This window comes from Pseudoalteromonas sp. MMG033, assembly GCF_057197785.1.
Window position 1 is genome coordinate 866,415 of the sequence record NZ_JBXVAL010000002.1, and the last position, 18,545, is coordinate 884,959.

The window sequence follows — 18,545 nt, forward strand, 5'->3', positions numbered from 1 at the left end:
AGAAGGAAAAACTTAGCTGCTTGTATTGTGAGGCAGTCGAACTTCAAAACAGCTACCAACACCTAACTGCGATGTCGCGATAAGCTCAGCACCTTGATTTTGTACTATCATTAACGCGATGGTTAAACCTAGCCCCACATTTGCTCCAACGGGTTTAGTTGTGTAAAAAGGATCAAAAATTTGGTTCAGCTTTTGCTCAGCGATCCCTGCCCCCTTATCCTCAAAGTAGACACTCATTGACTGCTCATGATTTCGTATACTTATTTTTATGTCACAAACTGCAGAGCCTGATTCTTTCGCATTTAAATATAAACTATTGAACACTTGTAATAATTGCTCACGACAACAGCTTAATTTAGGTAGCGGCTCATGCTTATTTTCAAATACGACTTGGCTATCTATCTCAGTACTGAAGCTCGTAACAATTTCATGTAAGTCATAAAGGTTAGCCTGCTCATCTGAAATACCATTAAAAACCGACAAGGCAGCCACAATGCGCTCAATTCTATTTAAATCAACCGCATTGTCTTCAAGTAATTCAAAAATGTCTTTGAAGTCATTGTCCAAATCTTCATCATGAGCCACATCTACTTTATTCAGTACCGCATTAATGTAATCTTGCAGCACTGAAAAATTACATTTTAGCGCACCAAGCGGATTATTAATCTCATGGGCCATTCCTGCGGCTAAGTAGCCTATTGAGGCCATTTTCTCTGACTGAAGCAAAGATGCCTGCTGAGCTAAGATTTGATCTTGTGCAGCTTGAAGTGAGGTATTTACACTTAATAACTCGGCTGTTCGCTCTGCGACCTTCACTTCTAAATTATCATTTAGGTCTTTTAAAGCACTCGCCAATTCTGACTGCTTCTTAATATCCTGAAAAGCTCTCAGCGCACTGGTCATCGTTATGTATAAACGAGATTTTGTTAGGTCGACTTTGTTCTTATAATCATTAATATCATACTTAAGCATGACCTCGTGTTCAGGTATGGTGCTGGGCTGGCCAGTTCTTAATATTATCCTTACATCATGATCGTTCAATTCATTTCGGATGTGATGAACACATTCAAGCCCAGCCTGATCCGTCTCCATAATTACATCTAGCAAGATCACGCTGATATCTTGCTCTGACTGCATACATTCTATCGCTTGTGCTTTTGAATATGCATGTAAAAAGGACAAGCCTCGATCTTGATAACTGAACTTTGATAAGGCCATTTTTGTCACTTCGTGCACTTCAGGCTCATCATCAACGACGAGTACTTTCCACGGAGGACGTTGTGGTTTTTGTTGTGCTTGCGAAGACTCGCTAGCTAGAAAAGAAAATGTGGAATTTGGCATGGCTACCAATTATGAGTATTGATAGCCTTAAGCATGGCAAAAAACGTTAAATTTACAACCTATTAAGCTCAGTTTTGTAGTGTTTTCTGCACACAGATACGTACCGGTCGTTCCCACCAATTTCTACTTGATCACCATCGGCAATGGCATTGCCCTGTTCGTCTAACCGCAATACGTGATTCGCTTTGCGGCCACAGTGACATACCGTTTTGAGTTCTATCAATTTGTCAGCCCAAGCCAATAAGTATTGCGCACCTTCAAATAGCTCACCTCTAAAGTCAGTTCTGAGCCCATAGCACAACACTGGGACGCCCAACATATCAACGACATCTGTTAATTCAGAGACTTGCTCTTTTGACAAGAACTGACTTTCATCCACTAGAATACAGTCGAGTTTATTCTTTTCGTGCTCAACCTTTACTAATTCAAATACATTTGTAGCCGGCTCGAAAGTGCTTGCATCGGCCTCAAGACCAATACGAGAAGCAACTTTGCCAACACCTGAGCGATTGTCTATGGCAGCGGTTAAAATAAATGGCGTCATACCGCGTTCACGGTAATTAAAAGCTGATTGCAATAACGTAGTCGATTTACCCGCATTCATTGCCGAGTAATAAAAATAAAGTTGTGCCATAGTTGCAAGTGTCTGGTTTCAAGTGCACGTAAGTTTACAGAAACTTGACTGAGCTGACCACAATCAATATCTAGGAATCTTATGATTCACTGGGTTATTTACATAGTCTAAGTAATATTCATGCAAGGGCATGGCGCCTAGCCCCTCCCACAAAGCCCGCGAAACTTCTGGATTTTGCGTCAAGAAATCTTTCGACAAGGCTAAATACCCATAACTAATATCGATCGGTGGAAACACTGGATCAAGTAAATCACTATATGGAAAGCCAGAGATCTGTTCATCGTAAATTTGGCATAAGCCCAGCGCACCATCGACTAAACCCTTCAGAACAAGTTGATAGGCATCATCTTGAGAGTCTGTTTGAATCACACGATACAAATCTTGTTGGAGTGATTTTAACACTGCATAACCTCGTGGCACCGCAAGACTAATTGGAAAGTTGTTGTTTGCGACGTCTTGCCCTAAGCCTTGCTTACCGACTAAGCAAGTACCTAACATGCTAATCGCCAATGTTTCGTCCACCTTGCCCTGCTCATTGATGGGAAAATTCAAAAAATTAGCTCGTTCAGCACGATAAGAGGCAACTACGGCATCCACTTTATTTTTTTGAACTTCATTCAAACATCGCTGCCATGGCTTACGAACAAATTTAAATCTTACATTACGTACCTTACTCTCTAGTCCGCGCAAAATCTCAATGGTCGCACCCGGGCGGTAGTTGGGCACTTCAAAACCGCTACCAAGAAAAAACGGGGGGATGTTTTTATCTTCATAACACAGAGTCATGAAGGTGGTTGCATGTGATAGTGAGGACCATGATATGAAAACAAAAAGTGCTAAAAAACGCATATAGCTCGCAACTAGTTGAAGGATTAAGTAATGCACAGGCATGCCTGACACTCTTTATACTATAGCCTACTCGTAGCGCTCTGCCTTTGGATCAGAAAATTCGTTTTGTATTTACGAGTACATAAACAAGTGCCTTGAGTAAAATGCTCAAGGCACAGAAAACTGAAGCTTAAATTACTTCGCGTCTAAATAACGCTTTTCAACTTCTGCCCAGTTAATAACATTGTAAAACGCCGCGATGTATTCAGGACGACGATTTTGATACTTAAGGTAATATGCATGTTCCCACACATCCAAACCTAAAATTGGTGTCTGATTGCTCATAAGCGGGCTATCTTGGTTTAGTGAGCTTGTCACTTTCAACGCACCATCAGCGTCAACAACTAACCACGCCCAGCCGCTACCAAAACGACTTACAGCAGCGGCTGTGAATAGCTCTTTGAATGCATCAAAACTGCCAAATGTGTCTGTAATTGCTTTAGACAACTCACCTTCATGTAATTCACCACCATCTGGAGACATTATGGTCCAGAAAAGGCTGTGGTTATGGTGACCGCCAACATGATCTCTTACCGCGCCTTTTAAGTTTTCAGGCAGTGATTCAATGTTTACAAGTAAGTCTTCAACACCACGGTCGGCAAACTCTGTCCCCTCTAAAGCAGCATTTGCTTTATTAACATAAGTCTGATGGTGAAGTGTATGGTGAATTTCCATTGTTCTTGTATCAATATGCGGCTCTAGCGCATCATACGCGTACGGTAGTTGTGGCAATGTAAAAGCCATGATTTTTCCTCATTTACTTTAATGGACGATATGTGGACGGTTAAAACCACCTTCCATTGCCATGTTAACTTGTTCAATTAACTCAGGAAGGTGGGGGTGACAGGACGCAAAGTTAATCAACTCCTGCCGTGTTTTATGTAAGTGGTGGCAAGCAATCTCAACGATTTCAATTGACGCGTTTTCGACTAAATGAAGGATCGCACTATGTACTTCTATTAACTGCTGGCACGCTCGCTCAGGCTTAGAAAGTGCTAAAAAGCAGTCAGCTAAATTATGAGCCGCAACGACTAGGGCTGGGCAGCAATGCTCTATCGCCGTCAATTGTTCATCACTCGCTTCGCTTTTTACAAAGCGTTCAAGTAAATGACCTGCCAGATTTAAAGCGCTTTGATATTTGTCTCTAGCTGAATCAAATTGACCATGCTGAAAAGCGTGGTTGCCCGTTTTTATCGCATATTGCCATGGTGCTAAGGCATACTCCAAAGGAGTATCAACTGAAGATTCTGGTTGCTCAATTAGGGCCATTACGCTCCCCTTAGATTGCTTTACACCTGACAACTATAAACAAAACCAACACCTTAATGCAAATTGTTTTTATTTGCATTATTACCATGATTTAATCGTGGTTATTACTTTATTTACAGCGCCTATCACACCCCAGCGATAAGAGTGTATAAATTACAAGCAGAGTTAAAAGCATAAAAGACAACGATAATGAGAATAAGAATCAATTGTTAAACCCATGATTTTAAAGGATTTTTATTGACAAGTAAGAACATATAGATAGAATGCTCCCCATAGTCAGAGTTTGAGGAACGTCCTATGAAGGGTAAACAAAAAATCATCGATGCATTTAATGCACTACTGGCAAATGAATTAGCTGCAATTGACCAGTATTTCATTCACTCTCGTATGTACGAAGACATGGGTCTTGATAAATTGTATGAGCGTTTGAACCACGAAATGGAAGAAGAAACAACGCATGCTGATTGGCTAATTAAACGCATTTTATTCCTTGAAGGCGTGCCAAACATGACCAAACGTCGCGATTTATTAATCGGTCAAGACGTGAAATCGATGATGGAAAACGACCTGACACTTGAGCTTGAAGTGGTTGCATGTGTTAAAAACGCAATCAAAGCCTGCGAAGAAGAGCAGGATTATCAATCTCGTGCAGTACTAGAAAAGCTACTATTCGACACTGAAGAAGATCACGTTTACTGGCTTGAACAGCAAATCGGTCTAATTGATAAGATCGGTATTCAAAACTACCTACAGTCTCAACTTGCATAGGAAGGCTAAAATATGAAAGGTAATAGAGAAGTTATTGTCGCGCTAAATAAGGTGCTTGCAAACGAGTTGGTTGGTATTAACCAGTATTTTCTTCATGCGCGTATGTTTAAAGACTTTGGCTTTATGAAATTAGATAAAGCAGATTACAAAGTATCAATCCAAAAAATGAAAAATGCTGACAGACTTATTGAGCGTATTTTATTTTTGGAAGGCCTACCAAACTTGCAAGATTTAGGTCGACTAAATATTGGTGAGAATGTGCCAGAAATGATTGCTGCCAACCATGCTTTTGAAGAAGTCTCTTTAAAAGATTTACAAGCAGCTATCGCTTTGTGTGAAGAAAAGCAAGACTATATCAGCCGTGAAGCTTTGGGCAACATCCAAAGCGAGCAAGAAGAGCAAATAGACTGGCTAGAGACACAACAGCAACTACTTAAAACAATGGGCCTAGAAAACTACTTACAATCACAAATGTAAGTTACACCCATTAAAAAAGGGCGCTTGATTAAGCGCCCTTTTTCGTATTCAACTCTTTATGCAACTTGCTCTGTCACATCAACAATATCGATAAGCTTTTCATTCAAAATCTTCTTCGTGCAGTTACAGCATTTGCCGCATTGCGTGCCAACACCTAGCTCTTTGCTTAGGTCTCTCATAGAGCGAGCACCGTCATCTATCGTCTGCGCTATTTTTTTGTCTGTTATTCCGTGGCAGATACAAATATACATGAATGAAAACCAATCTCAATTACATCAACTGAAGCTAGTTTAATCTAAACAAAAATAGTTATCAACTCACTTACGCATAAAAATGAGAATAGTTACTAATAGCATTGATCAATAAAGAGTTTTATTTCATTATTTGAAACAGTATAAGCCTACCTCTTCACAGCTTTTGTACAAAACGCAGTCAAAACATCATTTCTAAGATTTGCTCTACTTATTAACTTGATAAAAGCAGACATGTAATTCTCACTCTGATAACTAATAAAACATGCTTTATGTACATACAAAGATGTTGAGCGTTTTAAATTAATGATTCAAAAAGAGCATAATAAAACTAAACTCTAATATAGCCGCACCACAGCGATGGACCACGTCCTAAATTATTTGTCACTTGGGTTAGTCGACTAACTGTGACTGTCTTTAGCCTTCCTCTTCACAACTAATGATACAAAAATATTAAGAGAAGAGATTAGCTAAGCGTTCAGCTTACCCTGGAAATCCTGTGCTTGCCATTTAATCAAGCAATGATACAGCTCAGACGATTCAATAGGCTTAGCGACAAAGTCATCCATGCCCACTTGCAGGCACTTGGCTTTGTCTTCGCTGAATGCATTAGCGGTAATCGCAATGATGTAGGGTCTACCGTATTCTTCAGGCGTTGAACGAATAGCGCGGGTACACTCAAACCCGTCCATATTCGGCATTTGGCAATCCATGAGTACAATCTCATATTTTTGCGCTTTTAACGCTTCCAGTGCCTCTACACCATCCTGTGCTTTTACGACTTCGCCACCTGTTTTAGCCAGCATTTGCATCGCCACAATCTGGTTGATCGGATTATCTTCTACTAGTAAAAGTCGAATGCCTTCTAAATTGGGGATACCCACATTACCTTGCGCAGAGTGCTCTATTCGACCGCCTTGTTTTGCAGGGATCACAACAGAAAACTCACTGCCCTTGTGTTCTTGAGAAGTAAAAGTCAGCTCACCTTCCATCAGTGAGACCAAACGCTTACAAATCGTCAAACCAAGTCCGGTTCCACCGTATTTGCGTGTTGTAGACAAGTCAGCTTGCGTAAACTCATCAAATAAGTCTTTTTGCGCAGCTTCTGAAATGCCAACGCCAGTATCCTTAATACTGCAAGTTAATTGCTCGTTGTGATAATTAAGCTCAAAGCGAATAAAGCCTTCCTCGGTAAATTTACCAGCATTACTCAATAAGTTATTGATAACCTGCCCGACACGCAAGTCATCAATGACAAGTACGTCAGGAACTGTATCCGAAATCACATAAGTAAACTCAACCTTAGGATTTTTTATGGACTGTTCAAACGATGCCGAAAGATCCTTAACAAACTTATTAATATCAGTATCTTGTTTTGAGAGGTGCAATGCCCCTGCTTCAATTTTCGAGTAATCCAAAATGTCGTTCAGTATCAATAACAGTTTATGGGCTGATTGATAAATAATGTCTAATTGCTCTTTTGCTTTGGCATCTTGCTCTGACTGTATGAGAGCCTCTGACATGCCAATAATGCCGTTGAGCGGTGTTCTTATTTCATGGCTCATATTGGCCAGAAACTGGCTTTTTGCCGAGCTTGCTCTGTTAGCACTTTCTAGTGCGCTGATAAGCTCCTCCGTTTTTTGGCGCACTTCCAGCTCTAAAGTTTTATTAAAGTCTTGTAGTTTTCTATTGAGCTGCGCATTTTCATCATTGGCCGTATTTAATTTGGTAAAACTCATCGATAGCTTAAATGCCAACTGTGAAAACTGCTGCTGTAAAATAATGACCTCTAAGCAACTGCCATCGGTACTGTTGTTCACTTCAGACATTTTTTTACTGGGGTCAAATGAGTTAATGCTATGACTTAAATCTACAATAGGTTTAGTAAACACCCGAGTCATTCTATTCACTAAAAAGCTGCTAATCGCTATGATAAATAAAGCCAGAATAAACGATTGTATCCATGCAGACGCAACTGCTAAATTCACGTGCTTGCGCTCAATTAAGCTAATTACACGCCACTGGAAAATATCCGATTGCATACTTTGCTTGTAATACACATCTCGATTGTTGCTGATGAAGATTTGGTCTGTTGTTTCAGTCAGTTCTTGTAGCTGCTGATCTGCAATATTATCTAAAATGTTAAAGTCAGATTTTAAAGAGCTATAAACGATGTTGTTTTCATGATCAACAATCAATAAATGCCCTTTTTGCGCAAGCACTCTGGGAATAAACTGCTCAAAAGACTCAAAATAAAGGGAGCTCTCAACGATCCCTTGAAACTCTCCTTCCTCGTACAAGGGGGCAGATACAGCCACTACAGGGTCATTACCAAACCCTCGACCTTGGAAAATCCCAGACACATAACCATTAGGATAGTAAGGCGCTTGAAGGAAGTATTCACGGTCAGCAACTGATGGGACTTCGCCTATCAAACTGACTTGCAACGCTTTAGGGTAGAAGTGTGTCACCATCGCGCTGTGATCAGCCACAATAGCCGTTCTAAAATTAGGATAAGTCTCTACCAGTCGCCTGATCACCTGCTGTTTATCCACACCCGATTGAATATCCTGAGCCGCGACCATAATCGCGCGCCGATAGCTCTCAAGATAATCATCAATTTGCTTTAATGCACTGCCTGAAGCATCTTGTAGCTGAGCTGTCACTTCATACTCAATCCGCTTGTAATGACTGTTGGTCAGTACAATCGTTGTGATCAGCACCACCAATATAATCAACTGGCTGATCATGTAATTAAGAATTTGATAGAGAGACTTGGCTTGCCATACACGCTTGAATAAAAACAGCGATATTAAATCAACAATCGCAAGGTAGACCGCAGCATTTATCAAATACTTAGCAAGTGCGGTGAAAATAACTAATAACGTCAGCCCCAAGACAAATTTGCCGACAATAAACAAAATGGGCACACCAAATAGCACCCAATAGCCTAGTCCTCGAATGAACAAAGGCTTGTTAGCACGAATACAAAATATTTGTAACCATGCTATTTCGAACAGGAAGACAAGAGAAGCCCAGCAGTGTCCCCACCGATACAACAAAAAAAGTGCACCGATGGCAACAGCGACCATCGCATAGCGCCAGCCTAAAGCAAGTAAGCACAAGATAACAAACAGCTGTCCAAACAAAAACTCAGAGCTGTCTAGAAACCAGATTGGAAGCAAGTTAGCAACGCCGCCAACCACTCCTAAAAAAAGTGCAATAATTACCTTGGGTAATTTAATGAATTGATTAAGCAATACCAGCTCCTCTTTATATTCTATTAAAAAATAAAGGAAAGCTGGTTATTTGCCAAGTTTAATGGTGGGGACAATCGTGACTTTCTATTTGCAGCACACACTTTTCAACTGAAAATAGCTGCTTTAAGCGCGCTTCAACTTGAAAACGACATGCATCATCGTGCATTTCTATGGTGCAATGATGTTTTAAAACAATATGCGCACCCACTATCAACTCATCATCTGTGTTGGATACAGTCACATTATGTACGCTTTCAACATGTTCAGTATCAACAATCGCCTGTTCAAGTTTGTCTACATTAGGCAGTGCACTCTCTTTGCTAAGGAGTCCAATCAAGCATGTTTTAATCACCTTAAAACCGGTAAATAGCACAAAGCTTGAAATCAACATACTTGAAAGCACATCAATAATATTCAAACCCGTCAAATGAATAAGTATCCCTGCAACGAACGTAGAGACTGTTGATAATAAATCAAAAAAGGAGTGTAAAAATACCGCGTAGACATTAATGCTGTCTTTTCTGCCTTTATACAAAACCCAAGCAGCCACACCATGAAACAAGAAACCCACTCCTGCAATGGTCGACATCAAAAATGTATTCACTTCATGAACATGGCCTTGGCTATGTAATTCGATCCGCTCTGTCGCTTCAAGCAGAATAATCACAGCAATAGAAACATACAAAATACCATTGATGAGTCCACCAGTGTATTCTGCTTTTTTGTAACCTTCATTAAAGTTTTTAGCGAGTTTTACCGCAATACTCGATGCGATTAAAGCGATAAGCAACGAGCTGTTGTGGACAAATAGGTGTCCTGCGTCTGCGAGCACGGCTAGAGAATTGGCAAAATATGCACCAATTAGTTGGATAACCATAAACGTGCAAGTCAATGCAAGCGCAATAAGTAAGCGCTTCCGAGAAGCCTCATGAGTTGTAAGATCGGTCATTCGAAACTTGAGAAACCTTTGTAACTATAAATTAGAGGGTGCCTTATGATAAAGGCCGATAATTGTAACTCTATTTCATTTCAGACGCATCAAAAATAACAATATTTAGCAAATAAATAGACTATTTTTTTCATCTAAAAGCATGAGCTAACTAATCACTTCCTGCCCAGAGGTAACTACGTGGCTCGCCGAATACAAACGCTGCTCAAAATAACGAAGCTGTTCATAATTATATAAAAATTGCGTATAGCGCATGACTTCAAGTGCGACTTGCGAATTTTCAAAGCAATTGGCGGGACGACCTGGGTAAAAACGACATCCATTATTAAAAGCAACCATATGCCTCACACCACTTTTAGCGCCAATATATTTTGCAAGTTTACCCGCACGTACTTTTGATGAGTTGAGTGGATTTAAGAAAAATTGAGCACTGCCCTCTTTCGTCGCATGCCACATTTCACTGTGTAAGTTTGCTTCAATATCACCAACATGTTGAGAGCAAACAAACACAAATACTCCAAATGGCGATAGCACCACACCATCAATATCCAGCTCTTCAAGCAATGGACTCATATTTCGGTGCACTATGATGTATTTCTTTTTATCCAACTTACTACTCAGTACGTCATAGGTCTTTCTAAAACTTCTCTTTTTTGCTGAGTAACTGGTGCCATAGTCTTTACTGAGAAACCGTTTTGCAAGCTCTATTAAAATATAACCACACACGACAATACTTAACCAAAAGCCAAATCGGGTAAAGTGATCTGGCTCTTTTACTATTTCGTCGTTAAACCTGTTTTGAAGTGCCTGTACGGGGGGGTCAATAGAATTCGTTGAAGCAACAGATTCACTGATGACAGGCGATTTTGTCGAAATCTGTACTCGTGCAGCTTGCTCACTTAACTTATTTTGTTGCGCTAACTGCGCTTCAAAAGCCTGCTTTTGCTCTGCGACTAGCTCAGCACACCTTACTGCACTTTGAAAAGTCTGCTCCCCATCATGGCAGATAATCGGCCTTTCATAAAAAGCTTGCCACTTTGCATACACTAGAGGGTCACTGAATTGGCTAGCACCAAATACAGGAAGATTGATGTGGTTTTCAGTCACATTGACAATTTGAGTTGGAGACTGACAATACTGCTCTATTCGCTCTGTAAGGCGAAAAATGCGCGCCTGATCTGTATCGGACATTTTCTTAGAGCTTTGCAACAGCGCCAGCTCTGTGGCGTAGCGCTCACATTGACTGGCATCGAGCTGTGCTGGCATACCTTTCGCCCACCCCGAAAGTAAGAGTAAAAACAAAGTCCATCTGTTCATTTGACTGTACCTAATTTAAACCTAATTCAACTGACAAACCTCAAAACAGTGTTATTTTCGGTTTGCCAACATATTCAGCGCCCACTCTTCCAATAAGCCATCACTACTCAAAGTCACCAGCTTTTCTTTACTTGGCGCATACATATCAACAATAGTCGCCCCCGAATTAACCGTATTGATCTGCCATGTTCCCAGCTCATTGCCGCTTTTGGTATCCCAAATCGTCAGTTGAGATTTAGACGAAGATGTTGCCAACAAGCCACTTTTCTCGATAAATAACGCTTTTCTAAATACTTTGAAACGAGCCATATACTTAAGCTCGCTTTTATCCGCGCCATCAATCAAAGACGCTATTACTTGATTATCCAAGGCATCAGATACAAAAAATTCAGAGAAATCTTTTCTAACAGCCAAGCTGGTTACCCTATGATTGAATTCCTTAGTGAACACCGGATCTGGCGACCCAAAGCGCCAAAGCGCTAATTTGCCATCTTGCGCCGCAGTCATAAATAACTCACCTTTGTCATCCCACTCCACATGCATTACAGGTCGGGTGTGTGGCGCAAATTGGTTATTAACTTGAGTATGAAGGTGCGCCATATTGACGGTACCGTCAGACATAGCAACAATAATTTTGTCCATCGAGGGCGATAATGCGACTGACGTGATATGCGCGTACCCACTCACCCCGGAAAAATTCACTTTAGTAACCAGCTTTTTAGTGGCTAAAGACCAAAATTTAAGTTGATTATCCCCTACGACGATCAGCATATTGTTATCTTTAGATAGAACAACTTCTCTAGTGAGATCTGGCATTTTGTCTTGTGGCACAGTAAATAAAGCTTCCATGGAGCGACTGTCCCAAACAGTCAGCGCATTCGTACTATCTATAGTGACTAGTTTGCTGCCATCTTGTGAAAAGTGTCCAATCAGTACCCCTTTATCTCCCAGCTGGCTGATTGTTCCTTGACTGAGTTCTACTTCATCATCACACCCAACTAATAACAGCACAAGAAGCAACGGGATTAGTCTTAACAACATGGTTCTGGTTCTCTAAATTCAAGGGCAATAAATAATCTGTGCAAATAGTATAGCCTTTGTTCTATTTGTACAGTGTATTGTCCCTTATTGTTGATGCAGCATCCTGTGATGCGCAAATTCTAGGCAAAATAAGCAAAGTTTACGCCATCAATCAGGCGAGTCTATTAAGGTGTTGATTTCCCAATATTCAACAATTCCATCACTACTGAGTGTCATAAGTTTGTTTGCTCTATCTATGTGCATATCTAAGATCATTGCCGTAGACGTTACCGCCTGTATAGCAAAAGCGTCAATTTCTTGCCCAGTTTTTACATGCCATAATGTCCACCAAAACTTACTGGAACCGGTCGCCAAATACTGGCCATCTGGGGATATCGCAGAGGCCCGAAACCAGCGAAACCTTTCACGGTAGGAAAGCCTTACCGAATAGTCCTGTGCTGAAAATGGCTTAAGCACCCATTGCTCGTTCAGTGAATCTGAAATAAACATCAAATTTTGCTCTAAGTTATAAGCAAGGCTGGTTACACGCTTTGACAATTTATGCTCAAATTTAGGCTGCAATGTCCTTGCATCAGAAATATTAACCAAACCATCATGTCCAGCACTTAACAAAAGTTGACGTTGTGAACCAAGCGCTAGAAAGCTGACCTTAGCATCATGGTGTTTAACACGCTTAATCAGCTTGTTTTTAAAGTCAATAACATTAACACTGCCGTCAGTCATACCAACGAGCAAAGTCATTGGGTTATCGTAAATGGCCACTTTTGATGTTTTTGCATACTCTGACTCACCGACAACCTTGAATTGACCGAGCTGTTCTTGTTTAACCAAATCCCAAACGACCACGTACGTTGTATAGCTGGCTGCCAATAAACGGTTATCTACTGATAACGCGATATCTGTGACCTGTATATCACTGAGTGCAAACTGCGCCACAGCCCCCCCGCCTTGAGCATCTGCTACGATTATTTGATCTTGAGATACAAAAGCAAGAAAATCCCCCCGAGCTGAGAAGACACCGTGGTCTATTGGTGCTTGACTCACTTGATAAAAATCCGATTGGGGGTTTTTATCCACCTTGTCACACCCAACGAATACAACAAGCAATGCATATGCAACAAATATGTTGATAATATTCTTAAACATAAGTGCTCCCCTTATACTGCTTATTCCTTTTTTCGTCCAAACTCGCATCCTTTCTAAACATTAAGTTTTACCCTACTATTATATTATCGGACATAAATCTTATTTATTTAGAAAAATTAAACGACATTACAAGATGAAAGTACTATAATGTGAAAGTAGTAGTGAGTTGTTCAACCAAAGTGAAATACGGTTGTCATGGTTGTATTTATGGCTTTCAATCAGAGGTAGTCATGTGTAGTGCCCCAAGAGCAAGGGCAGCAAAAGGAAAGGTTGTTGATTATCAAGACTCAATGAATCAGAGTCTAAGCCCAAAGAAACGATCTGAATTTGCCAAAAAAGCGAATGCAGCCTATGAAAAGCGCCACCCCAACGAGGAATTAAATGTGACTTCTAAAGAGCAAAAGAAAAGTAAAAAAACAAAATCAATAGTACATAAAATTGAGGTTGTTCTTGTCATCGTCGTTTTTGTCGCTATTGCAATTAGAGTCCTATTTTTATCTGAATAATTACTTAATTTGGCACACTCGTGCTTTTCTCAACCTCTCTTCACATTAGTACATCCACTTTCACGCAATTTTAAACACTTAAAAAATGACTCTTTTGTCACTTATATCTCCGTTATTCAGCAGTCCATGCTTTAGTACCTCCTAAGGTACAAATTTAAGATTAATGCAAATTCTTCCTTGCGCACAGTTCACGTTATAGTATAACATAATCACAAATTGTTATTTTATAACATTCCATTTGCAGGCGTCTCTATTAAAATTTCCTGCTAATTTACTACTCTAATAATTGAAAGAAATATGAAACACACACACAAATTACTCTCAGTTGCGGTCGCAACAGCATTGCTAGCAGCTTGTGGTGACACAGAAACAACAATCGTAGAACATGCTCCTGTTGTAGAAACAGTCGAGCAAGACAAGGGTCATGACGATCACGGCCATGAAGGACACGATCATGATCATGGTTCAGTAAGTGAAGCCGGTCGCTTATTGATCACTTCTCCTGGCATAAACTCAGTACATGTTTTGGATATTGAGCACAAAGAAGTTGCTGGTGAACTTACATCAAGTAATTATGCAAACAGCGTCTATGCTACTGAAAATAGCCGTTATGCAGTGCTTGTTCAATCTGAGAAAGGCCGTGTGGAGTTCATTGATGGCGGTATTTGGCAAGAAGATCATGGCGACCACATACATCCTTATGAGGAAGAGCCAAAGCTTAGCGATGTTTCTTTCGATCATGTAAAACCTGCTCATGTAACAAATGGCGAAAGCAGCACTGCAATTTTCTTCGATGGTAGTGGTGAAGACGCGGTCAACGCAGAAGTGGTTGTATTTTCTGAGGCCTACATCGGTGGTGACAAAGACAAAGTAGCTGAAATTCACTACGAAACAAACATGCACGGTGCAGCGCAATCACGCGGTGAATATACTTTTAGTACAATTCGTGACCCACAAACAGAGTCAACTTTACCAACGCAAATTGGCCTTTATCATAAACATGATGACCATTTTGATCAGGAAAAAGTATTTGATGTAACGTGCCCTGCACTTCATGGTAGTGCGCAAAATCACGAGCATGTATCTTTTGCATGTGGTGACGGTGTTGTTGTTATCGCAGAAGAAAACGGTGAGTTTGTTGCTTCAAAAATTGCTAACCCAGAAAGCTTCGTTGAAAAACAGCGCATCGGTCGATTAATTGGACATGAGAATAGTCACCAGTTCATTGGTGTTGCGGGTACTGAATTAGTTGCTGTTGATGCAGAACACGGTGAAATTGAAAAGATTGAATGGTCAATCACTGAAAAGCATAAATTTGCCGCTGGTGGCTTCAACTATGACGGCTCTCATGCTGCAGTATTAGACACAGCAGGTGTACTTACAATTTTCGAACAGCATGAAGAAGGTGATGAGCACCATTGGGAAGTGGCACATTCAATAAAAGTACATGAGCATGAGCTTTCAGCTATCCCTGATAATACTGTTTTTAGTATTGCATTCTCAGGTGCAGAAAACATTGCTTATGTATCTGACTCAAATGCACAGCACGTATTAGGTTATGACCTTGAAACAGCTGAAGTAAAAGTTGAAATTGAACTAGATTTCACACCAGAAAAACTAGTTTGGTTAGGTATTGAAAAAGGAGGCGAACACACACACTAATACTCCCGAGTATAATGTGTATGTCTCTTGATTGTGAGCCAAAGCGCCTTTTTTAAGGCGCTTTTTTCTTTTTTGTGACCCATCCTAGCAGTTGGGTTAATCTATGCATATATTTTAGCGATATAAAGTGATGACGAAGCTGGCAGCATTTTCGAAATACAATAACCTAGTTAAGGCTAATGGTATTTTCAGGTAAACCCACAAACGGGGCTTACCTGAAGGAAGGATAAAAAACTACATATCTCCAAACAGCTTATACAATCGACAAGCAACGCCATTAGTCCAGCCAAAGCCTTGCTGTACAATATATTCTCCACCTTGTGCTGTTTTATTCAAATCAATGACATTGTATTTTTCTAGTAAACACTGGTTAATGGCAAAGTTGGATTCAAGCGTATTCAACCACCTTTTCCCAACTTGCTTTGCTTCACTCTCAAAGCCATAGTTTAATAAACCTTTTACACCAAACCACTGAAGCGGCGCCCACCCGTTTGGACTATCCCATTGCTGAGATGTTGCGTTAAGTGTGGTAACCAGCCCGCCAACCTTGCAAAAATCGGACATGATTTTCTTAGACATGCGCTGCGCATGACTTGCATCTTTAACTAAGTTAAAAAATAGTGCCGTAGCGCCAGCCATCGTGTGCACGTCTCGCTGACAGTTGCTGGCAATATCATAATCAGCATACCAGCTTGCTTGCTCATCCCACATATACTGACCAATCAAATCTGCGCGTGATTTCGCTTTTTTGTCCATTCTCTTAAATTCAGTATGGCGATTTAAAGCTAGATAACAACGGGCCAATTGCGACTCTAAAAAATAGAGCAAAGCATTTAAGTCGATCGGTACCATATCTGTTGTGGCGATGGTTTTTAAATCACTTGGCTCTCTCAACCAACGACTACTGAAATCCCATCCAGACTCACAAGCAGCACGTATATTTCGATAAAACGCGACTTTTTGCTCTGCTTTAAGATGTTTGGCATCTTCCAAATCCTCTCGATAAGACTCAGGCCTTGGCAGAGCTTCATTATCCCAATAGCGATTAAGTACACCGCCACAAGGCAACATCACAACACGGGCATGAGTATTCTCTCTAGAAGATAGCTTCTCTTGCCCTTTCATCCAAAATTCATACTCACGGCTCAACGCTGACGTCACTCTATTTAACCACTGTGGATCTGTGTGCTTTGTATCCCAAAGCAAATCAACCATTAATGCTGTCACAGGTGGTTGGGAGCGGGTTGCGTAGTAGCTGCGATTACCATTCGGTACATGCCCCAACGAATTAATTAAACTACAAAAATTATCCAGCATATTCTCAACAAGCGCTTCTCGACCCGAGTCCATCAGCCCAAGTGCTGTAAAATAACTATCCCAATAATATATTTCGTTAAATCGTCCACCTGGCACAACATATGGCTTAGGTAATGCCAGAAGCGAGCTCGCGTCTTTCTCACCAGCTTCCCTCGTTAACCGGCTCCAAAGTTGCTCGATGTAATCAGGGACAGACTCAACCATGTCGAGCATTTCTAGCTCTGGCGCTGGTGCAAACTCGAAATGAAGGTTAACAAAGGCCTTTAGGTCTTTGGGTTGTAACTCTTCATAAAAGTCACATACGGCCTGCCAAGATGGCTTTGGAATAGCATCAGCAAACGTTTTACTGTCAGTAAAAATGCCTGACAATTGTACGTCTTTAAACAAGCGACTATGCTCAAACTTCATTATTAATCCTCGACTTAAACTGCTGACGAGCACGCTACTTGTTGAGCACGCTTTTTAAATAGAAATAAGGTAACTGTGATAATTGCCATTGGAATTAAAGACATATAAAAGGCATGCTGACCGCTCATATATTCAAATACAAAACCTGTAATTAATGAGCCTGTCGTTCCACCAAGGGCTGAGAAAACCACAATAAGCCCTGTCATCGCGGCATGACGGTGTTTTTCAAGGCTACTTAGCATAATTGAATTGATCACCGGGTAAATAGGCGCCATTAGCAATCCTATTAATGGCATTAAATACGCGGCGGTAGGCGCATCAAATACGCTAGTGACTTGGTTTTGTGGCAAATCTTTGGTCATCGGTAAAGTCAATAAAACCAATACAGCCATACCTGCAAGGCAGATATTTAAAAAGAGATACCAATCTACTTTTTTCAGGATTTGGCCCGCAGCCAAACGGCCAATAGCTAAGCTCGCAGCAAAAATACTGCTTAGCTGAACGCTCACATCAACGGGTAAATTGAGTACTTGGTTATTAAAGGTTGGTAGCCATGTGCCCACACCTTGTTCAATCAACACATACAAAAACGCGCTGATCACAAATACCAAGACAAGTGGCTGATAAGTTAAGCGCAACATATCAAAAAAGTCGCTTTTCGCACTGTCTTGATTGAGTTTCAGATTTGTCGGTTTATCAATTTTGGCAAACCATACAAAGCACATAGTGATAATTGATAGCGCACCCAATAAGTAGTAAACATTCAACCAATTATTCGAGGCAATATCCTCACTCAAAAATGCAGCAAATACCCAATAACCACTCAGTACGCCCACCATGAATACACCTTCAATGGTGTTTAATAAACTTGAGTGTGACTTAGTAGAGTCGGTGACTTGGCCAATTAAGGCATAAACAGATACTTTGACAATCGCGAATGCACAGCCAACAGCTGCAAATAATGCTTTGAGCGCCCAGAAGCTACCAGCGATAGGCGTTATCAGGCACATGATAGTGACCAAAGATAAGCCACCTAAAAGTGCAAACTTATAGCCTATTCGAGGAATGAATGAAGCAACCAAAAAGGAGACAATTGCAATGGGTAAATCTTTAAACCCTTCTAAAGACGCCGCTTGCGCTTTAGACACACCAAACGTGTTGATTGCTTGCAAAATAACGGTACCAACGCTATTGAGCAATATTGCAAATAAAAAGTAGCAGGCTCCCATAGCCAAAATAGTTCGCATATTGTGCATTGAAAGACTCATAAATACTGTAAGTTTAAATCAGTCTAGCGCTCATATGCGAACA

At 40.7% G+C, this 18,545-nt stretch carries 17 protein-coding genes; 4 read left to right on the plus strand and 13 right to left on the minus strand.

Features of this window, described 5'->3' with window-relative positions; all coding sequences use genetic code 11:
- Window positions 1-12 precede the first annotated feature (12 nt).
- From AC2CZC_RS24865 to AC2CZC_RS24885, 5 genes are all read right to left on the minus strand, one after another.
- A complete protein-coding gene (locus AC2CZC_RS24865) occupies window positions 13-1,341 on the minus strand; it encodes an ATP-binding protein (protein WP_484585048.1) in 1,329 nt (442 codons plus the stop codon).
- A 52-nt stretch (window positions 1,342-1,393) separates the two neighbouring features.
- Window positions 1,394-1,975: a thymidine kinase gene (locus tag AC2CZC_RS24870; RefSeq protein WP_484585049.1), complete on the minus strand. Its 582-nt coding sequence runs from the start codon at window positions 1,973-1,975 to the stop codon at window positions 1,394-1,396.
- Window positions 1,976-2,038: 63 nt separating this feature from the next.
- Window positions 2,039-2,761, minus strand: coding sequence for a substrate-binding periplasmic protein (locus tag AC2CZC_RS24875; protein WP_484585050.1), 723 nt, complete (start codon window positions 2,759-2,761; stop codon window positions 2,039-2,041).
- Between the two features lie 237 nt (window positions 2,762-2,998).
- A complete protein-coding gene (locus AC2CZC_RS24880; protein WP_484585051.1) occupies window positions 2,999-3,607 on the minus strand; it encodes a superoxide dismutase in 609 nt (202 codons plus the stop codon).
- A gap of 18 nt (window positions 3,608-3,625) precedes the next feature.
- Complete coding sequence (locus AC2CZC_RS24885; RefSeq protein WP_484585052.1) at window positions 3,626-4,132, minus strand: hypothetical protein; 507 nt, start codon at window positions 4,130-4,132, stop codon at window positions 3,626-3,628.
- Window positions 4,133-4,429: 297 nt separating this feature from the next.
- Here AC2CZC_RS24885 and bfr (AC2CZC_RS24890) point away from each other — a divergent pair, with 297 nt between their 5' ends.
- Both bfr (AC2CZC_RS24890) and bfr (AC2CZC_RS24895) read left to right on the plus strand, forming a co-directional pair.
- On the plus strand, window positions 4,430-4,900 hold the full coding sequence (gene bfr, locus AC2CZC_RS24890) for a bacterioferritin (protein ID WP_484585053.1): 471 nt from the start codon (window positions 4,430-4,432) through the stop codon (window positions 4,898-4,900).
- 12 nt (window positions 4,901-4,912) lie between these two features.
- Window positions 4,913-5,377 (plus strand): bacterioferritin, encoded by a 465-nt coding sequence (gene bfr / locus AC2CZC_RS24895; protein ID WP_484585054.1) that lies wholly within the window; start codon window positions 4,913-4,915, stop codon window positions 5,375-5,377.
- 56 nt (window positions 5,378-5,433) lie between these two features.
- Here bfr (AC2CZC_RS24895) and AC2CZC_RS24900 read toward each other — a convergent pair whose 3' ends face one another.
- The 6 genes from AC2CZC_RS24900 to AC2CZC_RS24925 all read right to left on the minus strand — a co-directional run bounded on the left by AC2CZC_RS24900 (window position 5,434) and on the right by AC2CZC_RS24925 (window position 13,341).
- Window positions 5,434-5,628, minus strand: coding sequence for a (2Fe-2S)-binding protein (locus AC2CZC_RS24900; protein WP_023397915.1), 195 nt, complete (start codon window positions 5,626-5,628; stop codon window positions 5,434-5,436).
- Between the two features lie 470 nt (window positions 5,629-6,098).
- A complete protein-coding gene (locus AC2CZC_RS24905; RefSeq protein WP_484585055.1) occupies window positions 6,099-8,888 on the minus strand; it encodes a response regulator in 2,790 nt (929 codons plus the stop codon).
- Window positions 8,889-8,946: 58 nt separating this feature from the next.
- A complete protein-coding gene (locus AC2CZC_RS24910; RefSeq protein ID WP_484585056.1) occupies window positions 8,947-9,837 on the minus strand; it encodes a cation diffusion facilitator family transporter in 891 nt (296 codons plus the stop codon).
- Between the two features lie 147 nt (window positions 9,838-9,984).
- Complete coding sequence (locus AC2CZC_RS24915) at window positions 9,985-11,154, minus strand: NERD domain-containing protein (protein WP_484585057.1); 1,170 nt, start codon at window positions 11,152-11,154, stop codon at window positions 9,985-9,987.
- Window positions 11,155-11,205: 51 nt separating this feature from the next.
- On the minus strand, window positions 11,206-12,195 hold the full coding sequence (locus AC2CZC_RS24920; protein ID WP_484585058.1) for a WD40 repeat domain-containing protein: 990 nt from the start codon (window positions 12,193-12,195) through the stop codon (window positions 11,206-11,208).
- 147 nt (window positions 12,196-12,342) lie between these two features.
- A complete protein-coding gene (locus AC2CZC_RS24925) occupies window positions 12,343-13,341 on the minus strand; it encodes a WD40 repeat domain-containing protein (protein WP_484585059.1) in 999 nt (332 codons plus the stop codon).
- Window positions 13,342-13,490: 149 nt separating this feature from the next.
- Between AC2CZC_RS24925 and AC2CZC_RS24930 the strand changes: the two genes are divergently transcribed.
- On the plus strand, window positions 13,491-13,847 hold the full coding sequence (locus AC2CZC_RS24930; RefSeq protein ID WP_484585060.1) for a hypothetical protein: 357 nt from the start codon (window positions 13,491-13,493) through the stop codon (window positions 13,845-13,847).
- A gap of 297 nt (window positions 13,848-14,144) precedes the next feature.
- Entirely contained in the window at window positions 14,145-15,509 is a 1,365-nt protein-coding gene (locus tag AC2CZC_RS24935) for a hypothetical protein (RefSeq protein ID WP_484585061.1), read from the plus strand.
- Window positions 15,510-15,743: 234 nt separating this feature from the next.
- On the opposite strand, the gene AC2CZC_RS24940 is transcribed toward AC2CZC_RS24935, so the two are convergent.
- Complete coding sequence (locus tag AC2CZC_RS24940; protein WP_484585062.1) at window positions 15,744-17,234, minus strand: trehalase family glycosidase; 1,491 nt, start codon at window positions 17,232-17,234, stop codon at window positions 15,744-15,746.
- A gap of 14 nt (window positions 17,235-17,248) precedes the next feature.
- Complete coding sequence (locus AC2CZC_RS24945) at window positions 17,249-18,490, minus strand: MFS transporter (RefSeq protein ID WP_484585063.1); 1,242 nt, start codon at window positions 18,488-18,490, stop codon at window positions 17,249-17,251.
- Window positions 18,491-18,545 lie beyond the last annotated feature (55 nt).